Genomic DNA, 16015 nt, shown 5'->3' on the forward strand with positions numbered 1-16015 from the left:
AAGTCTTACTTGTAAGATGATAGGTGTGAAAGATTTTCCTGGTTGTAGTGAGAGGGACACATGGGAATATTAATAACAGGTGCTGCAGGTTTGATAGGATCGGCTTTAGTAGAAAAGTTAGAAAAGCAGGGTTATGAAGTAATAAGCTGCGATATTAGGTTTCGCGACAACCCACTCAGTTTTTTTTCAGAAGATATAATGCCGCTACTCGCTAAGTGTACGGGGGTTATTCATCTGGCTGCAATTTCTAGAGTTATACATGGTGAGCTTTATCCTGAATTGTGCCAAAAAGTTAATGTCGATGGTACAATCCAATTCTTAGAATTCTGCAAGTCGCTTCCGAATAAACCATGGTTTATATATGCAAGCAGTAGAGAAGTATATGGAGAACAAAAGGAACTACCAGTTGCAGAGTCTGCTAGTATCAACCCAATAAATAATTACGCCAAAGGTAAAGCATTTATTGAAGAACAAGTAATAAATTTAAAAGGTTCTAACTTTAATGTAGCAATATTACGCTTCTCAAATGTATATGGTGGTTTACTAGATCATAGTAGTAGAGTAATTCCTGCACTCTGTATCAATGCATTGAAAGGCGATCCAATTAGGATAGAAGGTAAAGAATGTGTTTTTGATTTTACCTATTTGGATGATGTTATAGAGGGTATATACTTAACTGTTAAATATTTACAAAACGAGAAATCTTCTCTTCCTGCTATTCATCTTACTACTAATAGCCCATGTACTTTAGAAAACTTAGCAAAAACAATATTAAAAGTCACGGAAAGTGATTCTAGAATTGATTTTTATCCTCCAAGAAATTTTGACGTAACTAAGTTCCATGGTGATTTTACTAGAGCTAAAGAGCTACTTGGTTGGTCTCCAAAGCATTCATTAAAAGTAGGATTAGGTAAATTTATAAAAAGTCTACAAAACAATACACAAGAATATCCTAACAATATAGATATGGTAATATATGAAAATATTAAAAGTTATTCATGGTTACCCTCCTTATTATAGCGCTGGTTCGGAGGTTTACAGCCAAACTCTTGCCCATGAACTAGCCAATAATAATGAGGTACAAATATTTACTAGGCATGAAAACAGCTTCTTACCTGATTTCCATTATACTATAGCTCTGGACTGTAGTGATTCCCGGATCTTACTGAATTTAATTAATATACCTACAACTAAATATCGTTACAAATTTATCAATGAAGAAGTAAATATAAAATTTAAAAGAATAATAGATAACTTTCAACCAGATCTTATACATTTTGGTCATCTTAATCATCTATCAATTACTTTACCAGAAGTTGCTTTTAAAGAAAATATACCTACAATTTTTACGCTACATGATTTTTGGTTAATGTGTCCAAGAGGAAGATTTATTCAACGTAATTCTGAAGATTTGTTACGGCTTTGTGATGGACAGAAGGATCAAAAATGTGCAACCCAATGTTACAAGGGGCATTTTACAGGAGATGAAGAATTCTTGAATTCAGACTTAAATTATTGGGAACAATGGGTTGCAACTAGAATGAAGCAAACAAAGAAAGTAGTGGACTATATAGATTACTTCATTGCTCCGTCAAAATTCTTAATGGATAAATTTACTCAAGACTTTAATGTTCCGATAAACAAAATTTCTTATCTTGATTATGGTTTTGATCTAAATCGTCTTAAGAATAGAAATAGGGTGCAAGAAAAAGGGTTTATTTTCGGTTATATAGGTACTCATACTCCCGAGAAAGGTGTTGACCTATTATTGAAGGCTTTTTCTCGCTTATCATCTAAAGCAAAACTTAGAATTTGGGGAGCGGCAAGGGAAGAAACTAAAACTTTAAAAGCGATTGCCGATCAGTTTCCACATGCTGTTAAAGAAAGGATAGAATGGATGGGAAGTTATAACAATAAAAATATAGTTACTGATGTATTTAATAAAGTTGATGCGATAGTTGTTCCTTCAATTTGGGGTGAAAATTCACCATTAGTAATACATGAAGCACAGCAACTGAGTGTACCAGTAATAACGGCTGATTATGGTGGCATGGCAGAATATGTAAGAGATGGAATAAACGGACTATTATTTAAGCATAGAGATACAAATAGTTTGTCAGAAAAAATGCAAGTCCTATCTACAGACCAGGAATTATACAGTGAACTGACCCAAAGAGGCTATCTTTATACTAAAAATGGTAATGTACCTTCTATAAGTGAGCATACTGAGAAACTTAACAAAATTTACCGTAATGTTATTGAAAATAAAGGCAAATCAGTGGCTACAAAACCTGGTCCTTGGAGAATTACTTTTGATACTAATCCAGATTACTGCAACTTTGCTTGTGTAATGTGTGAATGCTTTTCACCATATAGTAAAGTTAAAGAGGAGAAGAAAGCTAAAGGGATAAAACCCAAGATAATGTCAATAGAAACTATCAGGAAGGTAATTAAGGAAGCAGATGGAACACCTTTAAGGGAAATCATTCCTTCTACTATGGGTGAGCCTTTAATGTATAAAAGCTTTGATGAAATAATCAATTTGTGCCATGAGTTCGGCCTGAAGCTTAACCTCACGACCAATGGTTCTTTTCCTATTAAAGGAGCTAGAAAATGGGCTGAACTATTGGTACCAATTTTATCTGATGTTAAGATTTCCTGGAATGGGGCAACTAAAGAAACTCATGAAAGAATCATGAAAGGTTCAAAATGGGAAGTAGTGACAGAAAATTTAAAAACTTTCCTTGAAGTTAGAGATAAATACTTTAGCGATACAGGTGAAAGGTGTACCGTTACTTTACAATTAACATTTTTAGAAAGTAATTTACATGAACTTTACGACATAGTTGAGATGGCTATAAAAAATGGCATAGATAGAGTTAAAGGACATCATCTTTGGGCACATTTTAAGGAAATTAAGGATCTATCTATGAGGAGAGATGAATTAGCAATTAGTAGATGGAATACGGAGGTGGGAAGGTTATATGAACTTAGGGATAATATGCTATTGCCAAATGGTAAAAAGATAAAATTAGAAAATTTTACGATCCTTTCTCAAGAGGGTATCAAGGATTTGGCTCCAGGTGGTCAGTGCCCATTTTTAGGTAAAGAAGCATGGATAAACAATGAAGGCAAGTTTAGTCCCTGCTGTGCTCCAGATGAACTACGCAAAACATTAGGAGATTTTGGCAATGTTAATGAAGTTAAACTGGAGGAAATATGGCAAAGTAGCGAGTACCTAAACTTACAAAAGAATTATTTAAACTATGAATTATGCAAAACATGCAACATGAGAAAACCATTAGTCAATTAATGAAAGATAGTGAGTACCTTAAATCTATTAGGGTTTCCCCCTGTGAAAGGTTTCACCAATTGTCAGAAAATCCTTTGTACAAAAATAGATTTATTAGAGTTGATAAATTTCACGAGCCTGGCCTTGCACCAGTTTATGATGAGACAGGCGCTTATCACATCGATGCAATGGGAGAAGCAATTTATCGCGACAGATTTTTAAAAACTTTTGGATTTTACTGCAATAGAGCAGCCGTAGAAGATGACACAGGGTATTACCATATTGATCCATCTGGATGTAGAGTATACAAACATTCGTATCAATGGATTGGAAATTACCAAGAAGATATTTGTGTGATTAGAAAGCATGATAAGTTTTTTCATATTGATTTGAACGGCAATAGAGTTTATGAGCAAGAATACAATTATGTTGGGGATTTTAAGGATGGTATCGCTGTAGTCCATAAAGATGGTAAAGCTACACATATTAATAATCATGGAAAGTTAGTACATAATAAATGGTATAAAAAGCTTAATGTTTTTCATAAAGGATTTGCTATTGCAGAAGATAAGCATGGCTGGTTTCATATAGATATTAATGGCAATCCTGTTTACCGGCAAAGATTTAAAATGGTAGAAGCATTCTATAATGGCATGGCAAAAGTTGAAACTTTTGAAGGTGTATTAGGACAGATCGATATTACCGGAAACGTAAAGTTTAGTATTTTTGATTTAGATAAAGAATCTCAAGTGCATAAGATTTCTGCAGAACTTTCAGCCTTTTGGAAAACTTACCTCGCAAATGTTGCTATTGAACTTGATTTGTTAAATATCTTACCTGCAACTATGCCAGTTTTATCTCAAAAGTTAAATATTATCGTTCCAAATCTAGAAAGGCTGTTAAGGGCGTTGTGGGAAATAGGGTTTATTGATTACGATAAGAACAAGGACTTATGGCAACTATCATCAAAAGGTAAGTGTTTTAAGGAAATACCATTTTTGCCTAAAGCAGCAGCAATGTGGGCAAGGGTTGCCGCTGAAAAGAATTGGTTAAAAATTGCCGATATATTAAGGCAGGAGTCAATATCTTCATTTGAATCTTTTAAGGAGAAAGAAACATCAGAAGACAGGAAAATAGCGTTTTACCAAGCATTGCTAGGATATTCCAGGTTTGACACTAAAGAGTTTAATTCTAGGGTTAATATAGATGGTGCTAAAAATATATTGCTATTTGGCGTACACTCTTTATTTCTTGCTTATTCTGATATACACAATAAAGGTTCTATAGGCTTATATTATTACAACGAACATAAAGTGCCTAGGCAGGCAGTAGAAGATTTAAAAATTAAACTCATAACTCAAGAAGAATTATCAGCTACAAATTATGAATTAGGTGTCTTTTGCCGCTTTCTGCAGCATTATGATGATAATAAGGTATTGTCTTATTTAAAATTGGTAAAAAATAAAGGAATACCACGCGTTTTAGTGATAGAAACTATCCTAGATTACTACTCCCCAGTGGGAGGTTCTGTAGATATTAATGTAATGGTTGAAACAGGGGGTAAACTAAGGACATTGAGCGATTGGAAAAGAATACTAAAACAAGTAAAAGGGCTTAAAATTTTTAGTATTGTACCTTTAACAGATTATTTATCAGTTATTGACATTAGGTGTTAATATATGAAAGCATTGCAAAAAAATGGTTTTTTTATTATCAAAAATCTAGTTCCTTTAGAGTTAATAACTCAGTCTTTAAATGATATAATAAGCAAGATATCAAAGTTATCTCAAGAATTAGGTGTTTCAACTTCTGACTATTTAAACTGCACTGGAAGATGGGGTACATCATCTCAGGTAACTAGAATTGTATCTCAAGTATTAGATAAAATTATTAAAAATTATCTTGAAAAGTCACTTCAATGCCAGATACTGCAGAAAAAATCAAATGTTATATGTAAAACTGCTGATTTAATAGATGCAGTTCCCTTCCATCAGGACATCTCTTATAGCTTTAATGACCCTTATCATTTTTCTGTTTGGCTAGCTTTGAATAATGTCAATAAAACTTCAGGTGCACTACAAGTTATAGAAGATAGTCACAACTGGAAATACAGCCTCTAGTTGATTTTTGGCATCCATACTTTTTGGATCAATACTCGGATAACCGGGAAAATTATAAAATTAAGTCACTACCTATTTCAGCAGGAGATGCGATAGTTTTTGATTTACGGTTATGGCATGGTAGTGATAAGAATATAGATGCTAAAGATAGGTTTGCTTATGTTACGAGATGGGTTGTAAAAGATAAAGTCTTCCTTGTGTGCCAAAACCTCAGCCTTCAGTTTTTGGTATATTAAACTGTGGTGCATTAACAGAATTTATACTGAGAGAATACTTATCATTATTTCGTCGCCAGGAAAGTATAAAAACAAAAAATATGGAAGAACTTATTAAGAGCTGGTTAGCCTTTATTACAGACACAACTACAAATATTTCTGAGGTTAACACTGCTGAAGCTAAGCGAGATTTATATAAGCTACTTATTCTGAATCAAGCGTCAGCACTACATGATGCTGGAGACATTTCAGGAAAAATATACAAAAATTTATGGTTTTCACTGCTTGTATTTCTCAATAAAAAAGTCAATGTGGTGGAGCTAGCATTATAAATGAACAAAAGTAGAGTTGGTAGTTTCAAGTATATATTGGTGTTCATTTTGAATATCTTATCCAAGTTTAAGCTTAATGTGCTTGTAATGTTCCTGGTTGCCCTAGTAGTGGCTGTTGATTTATCTTTTAGAAAGTATTTAGTAAAAAATATCTTAGATACAGCTGTAAAATATCAAGAAGGTAATGTAATTGAAAATCTTTTATTACCTGTAAGCGCTTATGTTTGTATGGCATTACTTATTACTACTGCTTTTAGATTCTATGGCTATTTTGTTGACATTCGAATGTTTACCTCAATGCGTCAAAAAATAGCTGATATGTCTTTTTACAGGCTGCTTCAGCAAGACCATTCCTATTATCAAAACAACCTATCCGGAAGTTTAGTATATAAGGTCAGTAACTTAATGGATAGTGTGATAGAGCTAATAAGACTGCTTATAGACTGTTTCTTTAGTTATAGTATAGCATTAATCTTGGCTATTTATACTTTATCACTAGTAAATATAAAGTTTGCAATAGCTACATTCATTTGGGTGAACATTTTTATTTTGATTTCGGTTTTCAGTTTTCGGGTGCTTACCGGATTAGCCGATGATCATTCTAAACAAAGTTCACAAGTAATAGCGGGTATAGCCGACAGTATTTTAAATGTTATATCAGTAAGGTTATTTTCTCGGCAAGCGCATGAGAGGCATAAATTTTTTCAAGTATGCAAGAAAAAAACTATTGCAGAAAGAAAATTACAATGGGCATACTTTTGGCTTTGGTTTATATATGGCTATTCATTTGATATACTCCAAGCAGTAAACTTGTATTTTTTAATTCATGATTATCAATTGAACAAGATTGCAATAGATACCGTCTTGCAAGTCAACAAAAAAATTACAAAAATTGTTCAAGCTGTATCATAAAATTAAAAAATACTTCCAATTCACATTTTGTGTAACGGTACACAGATTATAGTTAGTGAATATGTTGATAAGTAAATTTCCGCTTTTTTGTACGTATAAAATTAATTTACTTATCAACATATTCACTAACCAGTTACAAAATTTGTGTAAGATACTATTTTACATAATTGGAGCGTTTTTTGATTTTAAAGCACTAAACTTTCAGCCAAACTCCTAGCTCTGTAGTTTTTGATATGATCTGGATCAAAAGCCTTCTTTGACCTTAAAACACCAAAAACAATATGGAGTAACTTACGCATTGCAGCTCCCACAATGGCCATGTTATGCTTGCCTTTCTCTTTTAACCTTTTGCAAAAAGTCATAATAGTAGGATTATGATTCTTAGCTACTATGGCAGGAAAGTACATTGCCTTACATAATGTTCGTGAACCGGATTACTTAATCTGGGCTTGGCATGTACAGACGTACCTGACGTTATATTTCGTGGTATAGCTCCAGCATATGCTGCCAATTGCCTGGCATCCTTGAAAGCTTTTATGTTAGGAACTTCAGCCAAAATAGCTACTGCTGATTCTTCTCCTATTCCTGGAATGGTCAATAGAAGTTGAAAATTTTCCAACAATTCTTTGTGTTTATTTAATAGTTCACGTAAGGAGTTTTTTATTCTTTCTATTTTTTGTTTTATGTTCATTGCAAGGTCTTCCCAAGCATTTGCAACTTCTTTAGGCAGTCTCTCTTTTTTTTCTAAGTGGTTATTTACTAATGTCAATTCATCTTTTAACGCAGCCGAGCAACGATAAAGATGCTTTAATTTCTTTAACTCAGGAGAAGGTGGTGCCCAACGAATAGGTTCCTGTCTTTGGCAATAATCGGCAATTATCTCTGCATCAGTCTGATCATTCTTTTGTCGTATAAGCTTACTTTTTGCATAAAATCTTATACAAGCTGGATTAACAACACTCACAAAATGTCCAGTATTGTGTAGAAATTCAGCTAAGGCTTCACTATAACAACCAGTAGCTTCCATGCAGGCTTTTACTTGTTCTACATTATGCTTTTGTAGAAAGCTCAGTAAACCTTGAAACCCATGATCATTATTCTTGAAACTCCTTTTCCTGGTTTCACGTTTTCCTTTGTTGCTTATGAATGAAAGAGAAACATCAAAGCGATCTTTTGATATGTCTATACCCAAAAAGTTGTTGATCATATATAACTCCATACGTTACTATTAAAATGAAAAGTAAGGCTAACCTTGTGGATACAGAATTATAACCATTTAGGTCTTTCTACGATACCGTTCAGCCTATACTTTTGAGAAGGGAACTCTTGTCTACCACACAGATTTTATATCTAAGGAGATATTCAAAGTTCTTCCCTTCTCCACCTAATGCTTAAGCTTAAAACATCAGATGCTTTTGACAAGATACAAGGAGATATCTTTATTATTGATAAGCGTAAGTACAAAGTATATTCACCACCACTTAGGGACAATTCGGGAATGCTATGGAAAATTCAAGCGTCAGGGGTGTAGATGCGTATTAACATCAAAGTCACCGGTAGTATTATACAAAGTATAGATGCTGAAAGGAAAAAAGTGGAAAAAGCAACGGTGAGGGCACTAAACAAAACAGCACTATGGGTAAGGTCACAAACTGTCAAACAAGTTAGCGAAGAAAAACAAATACCAAAAAAAGCAATGAGAAAAAAGTTAAGTGTGGATAAAGCAAATAGAAAGCGCTTATGGTCAGTAGTAAAGCTCAGTTCGCAGTGGATAGGAGTAGCAAAACTTGGGAGTATAAAACAGACAAAGATAGGAGCAAAAGTAGGAAGCCGTACGTATGAAGGAGCATTTATAGCAACAATGAAAAATGGTCATATAGGAATCTTCAGACGAAGGTATACCACGTCTTTGCCAATAGATGAAATTAAAATAAATACCCATGCTCGGGAAACAATGAAAGAGTTAGTCTCTAATGAATTAGAGAGAGTATTTGAGAAGTATTTTGACCATGAACTTAATTTTATTTAAGAGCGTATGTTTTGGAGAGATCTACATCAGAAGATTTGTAAAACGCTAAAAGAAGAAATCCCAGCAATACAAACGTGCGAAGTGTATCCAGCAATACGTAGGGAAATAATAGCGCCAGCAGCATTTGTAGAGCTTGCAAGTTTAGAACCAGGGAAAGATCCGGGGACTGAGGAATTAGCGTTGAGGGCAAGATTTGAGGTAAGAGTGAGTGGTAGTTGATGGAACAGTTGAGGATTCTCAGGTAGTGGTAAGGTCACTGGCAGCGGAAATTGCAAGGGTAGTGAATAAGAATACTTGGGACGTGGAAAATGTTTCAGCAGGTGAATTTATATCAGCAGGAGGGGATGATTTTAAACCAGAGTTGGATGCATATTTGGTGTGGTTGGTCGAATGGGTTCACGAGCTACATACAGGTCAATCAATGTGGTTAGAAACTGGTATCATACCACATACAATAAGTGTTGGCGAAAATGTTAGAGCATAATTTTGCAATTTCAGAGCTGAATAGGAAGTTAGCGAACATTATTCGTATAGGTCTAGTTAAAGAAGTAGATTATGAAAAAGCAAGAGTGCGGGTAAAAATAGGGGAATTTTTAACGGATTGGCTTCCGTGGGTAACGGCAAGAGCAGGAGAAGATAGAAGTTGGTTTGCGCCGAATATTGATGAGCAAGTAATAGTATTATCGCCATATGGAGAGTTGTCATTAGGGGTAGTATTACCAGCAATATATCAGGAGAAATATCCCCCTCCGGAGAATAAAAAGGAAATAAATAGTGTAAAATTTCAAGATGGGACAAAGTTATCATATGAGCAAGAAAAGCACCATCTTAAGATAGATGTAGTGGATAAAATAACGTTGAAAGTAGGAGAATCAAGTATGAAGATTACCAAGAGAGGCATAAAACTCAAAGCAAAGAGAATCGACCTTAATTAAGTATGGCTAAAGCTGTGGTTTGTATAGGGGATTATTGCAGTGGAATACCAGCACATGTTTGTATGAGTGGAAGCAGCGATGTTTTTGTAAACGGTAGATCTGTGTGTCGAAAAGGAGATATCTTAACTCTAGGGGAGAAACTAACTCAGGGATCAAATAGCGTATTTGTTAATGATATTGGCATAACAAGAACAGGTGACTTGGTATCGTGTGGTTTTCATGTGATGGGTGATAGCAAAAATGTATTTGCAGAATGAGAGGCATGAATGCTAGCACGGGAAAGGAATTGGAAGGATTAAACCATCTAAAGCAATCGATAGTTGACATACTGACCACGCCGATAGGATCACGTGTTATGCGAAGGGATTATGGGTCAAGACTACTTGAATTAGTAGATAAGCCAATTAATAGGGATTTAACTTTGGAAATCTATGCAGCAGTAGCAGAAGCTCTACAAAAGTTGGAGCAAAGATTTAAGTTAGAAAAAGTAAAAATTACAGAAGTGAAAGAAGGAAAGGTCAATATTTCATTAGATGGTATTTATCTACCAAATGGGAAAAATATTCATTTTGATGGGATTATGGTATAGAGATGGAGCAGCCAAATATTATCGAACCACTGAACTTTGAAGAGATTTTTTCCCGGATGAAAGAAGAATTAGTAAGTCGTGATGAAAGTTTTACGGCATTAGTAGAAAGTGACCCAGCAATAAAGATTTTAGAGGTAGCAGCATGGCGAGAACTTTTGCTGAGAGAAAGAATAAACGAAGCGGCAAGGAGCAACTTACTGAAGTTTGCAAGGGGGGAAGAACTTGATAATTTAGCTGAGTTTTATGGAGCAGAGAGGCAAGATGGAGAAGAAGATGAACGATTTAGAAAAAGAATCAAGGCAAAAATAAAAGGCTGGTCAACTGGAGGAAGTAAAGAACATTATCGATATCATGCACTCTCAGCAGATAGAAGAGTAAAGGATGCGCTGGTTGAATCAAAAGTGCCAGGGAGTGTAGAGATCTCGATTTTATCCACGGAGTTATCCACAAATGGCATAGCATCTGAAGAACTACTTGATATTGTAAGAAAGCGAGTCACCAGGGATGATATAAGGGTATTGACAGATACGATAACAGTAGTTGGTTGCAATATTATTGAAATAGATATCCACAGCAAAATTAGCATTAAAAGACCGGATATTATTGAAACGGTGAAGAAGAAATTTATCGAAAAATTTGAAGCAACGAAAAGATTGGGATGGAAGGTGACAAAATCATGGATCATAGCAAATCTATTTGTAGAAGGGGTAGAAAACGTGGAATTAATAGAGCCAAGAAAAGATGTTGTGGTACTGGGGAATGAGTGCGTTTGTTTAGGCAAGCTAGAAATCGAATTAATGGGCAAAAGCTAATGTTACTTCCACCTAATAGCACAAAAGAAGAAAGAGCCATAGTAGAGGCTATCGATTACAAAGTTGATCCAAGCAGGATAAAAGGATTTAAGTTTAATTCTAAAGATGAAATACTACCGTGGATAATAGAAGAATATGGATTGGGGGAAATTCTGCGTTGGGTAAAAGACAAAGGAAAGGCGATAAGAGAAGGAATAAAATTTCAAAGACTGCGTGGCACACCTGCCTCACTGAAAATAGCATTAAAGTGGGCAAATATAGAAGATATTACGATCATTGAAGAGCCACCCGGTAAACACTTTTTTGAGTTGCAGGTAGGGATAAGAGATGTTCCGAACGACTTCTTCGTGGATGCAGTAGTAGAACTAGCAAAACTATCATTGCCAGCAAGATCGAGGCTAATGAGGCTTTTCAATGACCACTATAATATTGGAAGATTTATTTTAGATGAAAGCTTTTTTGGCAGCTTATTATCAGACTACTCTGGTACAAAGATCGAAAAAGATGGACCAGTGTTATCATTTGGGAGAGTAAATTTTTTCAGGTCTAGTGGTCCAGTTGTTAGGATTATAGAGAACTATCTACGCAATCATTATGAACAAGCTTTGAGCAATGATATATATCGCCTAGATGTAGCAATACTTGGAGAAACCGAGCCTCATACTAAGAACTATAACGGTATTTATGAAAGGAATCATGTGTGGTATAACTTCAAAGCGCTATATCCGCTACCACAGAGCTTATTACCGGCAATTAAGTTTGCTATAAGGCACAAATAGTATTATCAGATAGCTGGAACTTAGGGGAAATAAACGCATGTTTTCCGGTTACTAGTATAGAAGAGGAAGGGGATAAATTTTTATTGGGAAGTAGCAAACTATCTGAACAACTGTGGAATTTAAAATATAAACCAGTTTTAGAAAGGTTTAGCGTTACTCACCACTACAAGGTAGAAGATTTTACCAACCAGAAAGTTATAAGATTTGGTTTAGCAGAACACAATGTTCATTTTGAAAGCGATTTAGATTCAGAGCAAAAGGATTCAATACATGAGTTAGAAAGGTACATTTTAGTGTTTTACCCAGGTGTACTAACATGGCACGAACATCGACATTTGAACAGAAGTTGGGAAGAAAAACAGGTCGTATGTTTAATGAGTTAAATACATATACTTATATCTTCATACACTACATTAATATTCGGTAAAAATGTGTGTTTTTTGAAAAAAAGAAGTTGCTTTCCCATGCCAAAACAGCTATAAATTAGGTAGGTGTAGGTAAACAAAAAAGATTTACCAAACGCTAGAAGTTAGGAAGTTTTATAGTGAGGTACATCATGTGGATTAGTCAAGAAGAAAGGGATGATTTTAATGAATTATTTCAAGAGTTGCTTGCAGGCAAATTGTCTAAAAAGCATATAAATAGAAAAAATGAAAACGGTGAAACAATGTTGCACCGAGCAGCAAAAATGTCGACGAGAAAAAAAGTAAACTGGCTGATATGGGAAGGAGCAGATGTAGATGCAAGAGATAACGAAGGTTATACACCACTGCACTCAGTAGCGCTTGGAATGCGTCTGGAAAACGTAAAAGAATTAATAGAAGCCAGAGCAGATATAAACGCAACCGAAGAAGATGGAAATACGGCACTACATCTAGCGTGTATGGTAGGTGGAAAAAAGATAGTAGAAGAGTTAATAAAAGCAGGGGCAGAAATAAACCTGGTAAGTATATCAGGATTTAGCCCAATGTATTACGCAAGTGATGAAGAGACAAGGGAGGTATTAAAGAAAAAAGGAGGAAAAATAGTGAACAAACAGAGGGAGTTAATGGAAAAAATAAGTAAGGTATCGGAAAAGCAGGTGGTAAATGGTGGAAAGAAGCTAAATGATGTGGAGGAAAGGGCTGTAGATGTTTGCAGACTTTTTGTGAGGAAATAAGAGGCTAAATATATGGAAAAAATAGAAGAGAAAAGCTGGCAACAGCAGGAGAGGAATTGCTATTATTTAACAGATTAAATATATAGATTTATATCTTAATATAATATGCTGAAAAAATGTGTATATTTTGTAAAAAAAACTTGCTTTTTATGCCAAAACAGCCCTAAGTGAAAAAGTAGCTGGTAAACAAACAAAGTTTGCTAAGCGCTAAAGTGAGCCAAATTGGAGCCACTTTATATTGCATTAATAGCTGAGGAACTTATGGTAAAATTTAGTAAGAAAGAAAGAGAAGAATTTAATAAGTCGTGGAAAGAAGTATTAGATAACTCAATAGAAAATATTAACAAAAAAGACACAAAAGGAAGGACGATACTACATTACGCGGTGGGAATGCCAGATCCGAAAAAAGTGAAATTATTAATCAAAAAGGGAGCAGATGTAGATGCAGCAGATGCCGGGAAATATAGACCACTACACCTAGCAGTGATGGGGCAACGTCTAGAAAATACAAAAGAGCTGATAAAGGCAGGAGTCGATGTAAACGCAGTGGAACGAAGTAGCAAATTTGCCGCGTTACACCTTGCGTGCATGGTAGCAGAGATAAAAATAGTAGAAGAGCTAGTAAAAGCGGGAGGGAATGTGGAACAAAAAGATAAATTTGGCAAGACCCCAATGGATTATGTGAGAAATAATAAAGAGATAAAAGAAGTGTTAGAGAACGTAAAAATGGCAAATAAACAGAGGGAATTTATAGAAAGAATAAGAGTTGTATCGGAAAGTACAGCAGCAGGTGTGATAGTAGCAAAAGAAGAGGTGAAAGAGCTAGAAACTATGGATGAAAAAGTGCTATGAGCCGCAACTTTTTTTTAAATTCAGAAGCTAGGATGGAAGGAATAGAAAAGAAAGTATTGAATTTAGAGAAAAAAGCGTTGGAAGAGCTGAGAAAAATATGGAGGAAGGTCTTTGTGGAAGAAGCGCCTAGAAACTCAAAGAAATATTTGATACCAAGATTGGCGTATAGGTTGCAGGAGAAAGCGTATGGAGAAATATCAAGAAAAGGAGCAAAAAGACTAAAATACCTGGCAGATCGGCTAGAACAGGGAAAAAGGATAAGTAGCGATAAACTGCCAGCAGTAGGAACGGAGTTGATATTAGAAAGAGGTGAAGAAACGCATGCAGTGATGGTAACAGATAAGGGTTTAATCTACAGAGAAGAATTTTTTACGTCATTATCAGCGGTAGCCGGAAAAATAATGGGAATGAGCTACAACGGTCCTTTATTATTTGGGATGCGTGATAAAAAGGTAAGTTGAGAATGCTAAAAGAGGTAAGGTGTGCGATATATACGAGAAAATCAAATGAAGACGGGCTAGAGCAGAAGTTTAATAGTCTTGATGCACAGCGAGTAGCATGTAAAAAATATATAAAAAGCCGAGAAGGGTGGGTAGCATTAGCCAAAAAGTATGATGATGGAGGCTATTCAGGAAGTAATTTAAATAGACCAGCGATAAAGGAATTATTTGAAGATGTAAAAGCCGGAGAGGTAGACTGCGTGGTAGTATACACGTTGGACAGGTTATCAAGGGAAACGAAGGATTGCATAGAAGTAACGTCATTTTTTAGAAGGCACCGGATAAGTTTTGTAGCAGTGACGCAAATATTTGATAACAACACACCAATGGGAAAATTTGTACAAACAGTGTTATCAGGAGCGGCACAGCTAGAAAGAGAAATGATAGTAGAGAGAGTAAAAAATAAAATAGCAACATCGAAAGAGGAAGGATTATGGATGGGAGGGAATGTGCCACTAGGGTATGATGTAAAAGAGAAGGAATTAATAATAAATGAAAAAGAAGCAAAAGTAATAAAGCATATATTTGAGAGATATATGGAGCTGAGATCAATGGCAGAATTGGCAAGAGAGTTAAACAGAGAAGGATATCGAACGAAAGCAAAATCAGATATCTTTAAAAAGGCCACAGTGAGGAGAATAATAACAAATCCGATATATATGGGAAAAATACGGCATTATGAGAAGCAGTATAAAGGAAAGCATGAGGCAATAATAGAAGAAGAAAAATGGCAAAAGGCACAGGAATTAATAAAGAATCAGCCATATCGAGGCAAAAAATATGAAGAGGCGCTACTAAAGGGGATGATAAGATGCAGATGCTGCAAAGTAAACATGACGCTGACATACTCAAAAAAAGAAAATAAAAGGTATCGATATTATATATGCAATAACCATTTAAGAGGAAAAGGTTGCAAGTCGATGAACCGAACAGTAGTAGCCGGAGAAGTGGAAAAAGAAGTAATGAAGAGAGCGGAATGCTTATATGAGAATTGGGAAAAAGGGGCAAAAAAAGAAAAATGGGAAAATTTAAGTTTTGGAAAACAGAAAGAAGCAGTGAAGAAATTAATAAAAACAGTGTGGGTAAGAGAAGATGGAATAGAGGTGTGTTCTGAGTCAGAGGAAAAATTTATACCAATGAATTTAAAGAAGAAAGGAAACAAATGCACAGTAGTGGAACCAGAAGGAAAAACAAACAATGCGCTACTGAAAGCAGTGGTAAGAGCCCATCTTTGGAAACGTCAACTAGAGGAAGGAAAATATAGAAGTGTGAAAGAGCTGAGCATTAAAATTAATATAGGTACAAGACGTATACAACAAATTTTAAGATTAAATTATTTAGCACCAAAGATCAAAGAAGACATAGTAAATGGGAGACAACCGAGTAATTTGCGGTTAGTTGATTTAAGGGAAATACCGATGCTATGGAGTGAGCAAATGGAAAAATTTTACAAATTAGCGTCTTAAAAATCACACAATTAATACGTTAT

At 35.0% G+C, this 16015-nt stretch carries 17 protein-coding genes and 3 pseudogenes; 19 read left to right on the forward strand and 1 reads right to left on the reverse strand.

All coding sequences use genetic code 11. The features are described from left to right. Window positions 1-60: 60 nt before the first annotated feature. The 7 genes from ACQH2O_RS03140 to ACQH2O_RS03170 are packed head-to-tail and all read left to right on the forward strand — an operon-like array spanning window position 61 to window position 6871. Window positions 61-1020 carry an NAD-dependent epimerase/dehydratase family protein gene (locus ACQH2O_RS03140; RefSeq protein WP_006280064.1) on the forward strand — a complete coding sequence of 320 codons (960 nt, stop codon included), beginning with the start codon at window positions 61-63 and terminating at the stop codon, window positions 1018-1020. After that, window positions 977-3313, forward strand: coding sequence for a glycosyltransferase (locus ACQH2O_RS03145; RefSeq protein ID WP_006280065.1), 2337 nt, complete (start codon window positions 977-979; stop codon window positions 3311-3313). Before ACQH2O_RS03140 ends, ACQH2O_RS03145 begins: the two co-directional genes overlap by 44 nt. After that, the gene (locus tag ACQH2O_RS03150) at window positions 3274-4968 is read left to right on the forward strand and encodes a WG repeat-containing protein (RefSeq protein WP_006280066.1); all 1695 of its coding nucleotides are present in this window, start codon (window positions 3274-3276) and stop codon (window positions 4966-4968) included. The genes ACQH2O_RS03145 and ACQH2O_RS03150 overlap by 40 nt, the downstream gene beginning before the upstream one ends. Window positions 4969-4971: 3 nt before the next feature. Further along, complete coding sequence (locus ACQH2O_RS03155; RefSeq protein ID WP_425385296.1) at window positions 4972-5412, forward strand: phytanoyl-CoA dioxygenase family protein; 441 nt, start codon at window positions 4972-4974, stop codon at window positions 5410-5412. A 23-nt stretch (window positions 5413-5435) separates the two neighbouring features. Beyond that, window positions 5436-5648, forward strand: a complete 213-nt coding sequence (locus ACQH2O_RS03160) for a phytanoyl-CoA dioxygenase family protein (protein ID WP_425385297.1) — start codon at window positions 5436-5438, stop codon at window positions 5646-5648. Then, window positions 5612-5959, forward strand: a complete 348-nt coding sequence (locus ACQH2O_RS03165) for a hypothetical protein (RefSeq protein ID WP_425385298.1) — start codon at window positions 5612-5614, stop codon at window positions 5957-5959. The genes ACQH2O_RS03160 and ACQH2O_RS03165 overlap by 37 nt, the downstream gene beginning before the upstream one ends. Beyond that, the gene (locus ACQH2O_RS03170; protein ID WP_425385299.1) at window positions 5960-6871 is read left to right on the forward strand and encodes an ABC transporter transmembrane domain-containing protein; all 912 of its coding nucleotides are present in this window, start codon (window positions 5960-5962) and stop codon (window positions 6869-6871) included. It begins immediately after the preceding gene. 185 nt (window positions 6872-7056) lie between these two features. Here ACQH2O_RS03170 and ACQH2O_RS03175 read toward each other — a convergent pair. Continuing rightward, window positions 7057-8078 (reverse strand): annotated as a pseudogene (locus ACQH2O_RS03175) (IS110 family transposase). Between the two features lie 180 nt (window positions 8079-8258). On the opposite strand from ACQH2O_RS03175, the gene ACQH2O_RS03180 reads away from it, so the two are divergent. The 12 genes and pseudogenes from ACQH2O_RS03180 (at window position 8259) to ACQH2O_RS03235 (ending at window position 15992) form a co-directional block, all read left to right on the forward strand. Next, window positions 8259-8402, forward strand: a complete 144-nt coding sequence (locus tag ACQH2O_RS03180; protein WP_010962478.1) for a head-tail joining protein — start codon at window positions 8259-8261, stop codon at window positions 8400-8402. Then, window positions 8403-8900: a phage tail protein gene (locus ACQH2O_RS03185; protein WP_425385300.1), complete on the forward strand. Its 498-nt coding sequence runs from the start codon at window positions 8403-8405 to the stop codon at window positions 8898-8900. 6 nt (window positions 8901-8906) lie between these two features. Further along, window positions 8907-9384 (forward strand): annotated as a pseudogene (locus ACQH2O_RS03190) (hypothetical protein). After that, window positions 9371-9835 (forward strand): phage baseplate assembly protein V, encoded by a 465-nt coding sequence (locus ACQH2O_RS03195; protein WP_015588920.1) that lies wholly within the window; start codon window positions 9371-9373, stop codon window positions 9833-9835. Before ACQH2O_RS03190 ends, ACQH2O_RS03195 begins: the two are co-directional and overlap by 14 nt. 2 nt (window positions 9836-9837) lie before the next feature. Next, window positions 9838-10092 carry a PAAR domain-containing protein gene (locus ACQH2O_RS03200; protein WP_010082109.1) on the forward strand — a complete coding sequence of 85 codons (255 nt, stop codon included), beginning with the start codon at window positions 9838-9840 and terminating at the stop codon, window positions 10090-10092. Beyond that, window positions 10089-10424: a GPW/gp25 family protein gene (locus tag ACQH2O_RS03205; RefSeq protein WP_015588922.1), complete on the forward strand. Its 336-nt coding sequence runs from the start codon at window positions 10089-10091 to the stop codon at window positions 10422-10424. The genes ACQH2O_RS03200 and ACQH2O_RS03205 overlap by 4 nt, the downstream gene beginning before the upstream one ends. A 2-nt stretch (window positions 10425-10426) precedes the next feature. Then, window positions 10427-11236 (forward strand): baseplate assembly protein, encoded by an 810-nt coding sequence (locus tag ACQH2O_RS03210; RefSeq protein WP_010962482.1) that lies wholly within the window; start codon window positions 10427-10429, stop codon window positions 11234-11236. Beyond that, a pseudogene (locus tag ACQH2O_RS03215) lies at window positions 11236-12398 on the forward strand (phage tail protein). The gene ACQH2O_RS03210 and the pseudogene ACQH2O_RS03215 overlap by 1 nt, the downstream one beginning before the upstream one ends. A 173-nt stretch (window positions 12399-12571) precedes the next feature. Further along, window positions 12572-13174 carry an ankyrin repeat domain-containing protein gene (locus tag ACQH2O_RS03220; RefSeq protein ID WP_425385301.1) on the forward strand — a complete coding sequence of 201 codons (603 nt, stop codon included), beginning with the start codon at window positions 12572-12574 and terminating at the stop codon, window positions 13172-13174. A 261-nt stretch (window positions 13175-13435) separates the two neighbouring features. After that, on the forward strand, window positions 13436-14026 hold the full coding sequence (locus ACQH2O_RS03225) for an ankyrin repeat domain-containing protein (RefSeq protein ID WP_010962485.1): 591 nt from the start codon (window positions 13436-13438) through the stop codon (window positions 14024-14026). Window positions 14027-14058: 32 nt separating this feature from the next. After that, window positions 14059-14487 carry a DUF2924 domain-containing protein gene (locus ACQH2O_RS03230; protein ID WP_015588926.1) on the forward strand — a complete coding sequence of 143 codons (429 nt, stop codon included), beginning with the start codon at window positions 14059-14061 and terminating at the stop codon, window positions 14485-14487. Between the two features lie 2 nt (window positions 14488-14489). Further along, window positions 14490-15992, forward strand: a complete 1503-nt coding sequence (locus ACQH2O_RS03235; protein ID WP_425385302.1) for a recombinase family protein — start codon at window positions 14490-14492, stop codon at window positions 15990-15992. The last annotated feature ends 23 nt before the right edge of the window (window positions 15993-16015 follow it).

This window comes from Wolbachia endosymbiont (group B) of Schoenobius gigantella, assembly GCF_964031005.1.
Lineage (GTDB): Bacteria > Pseudomonadota > Alphaproteobacteria > Rickettsiales > Anaplasmataceae > Wolbachia > Wolbachia pipientis.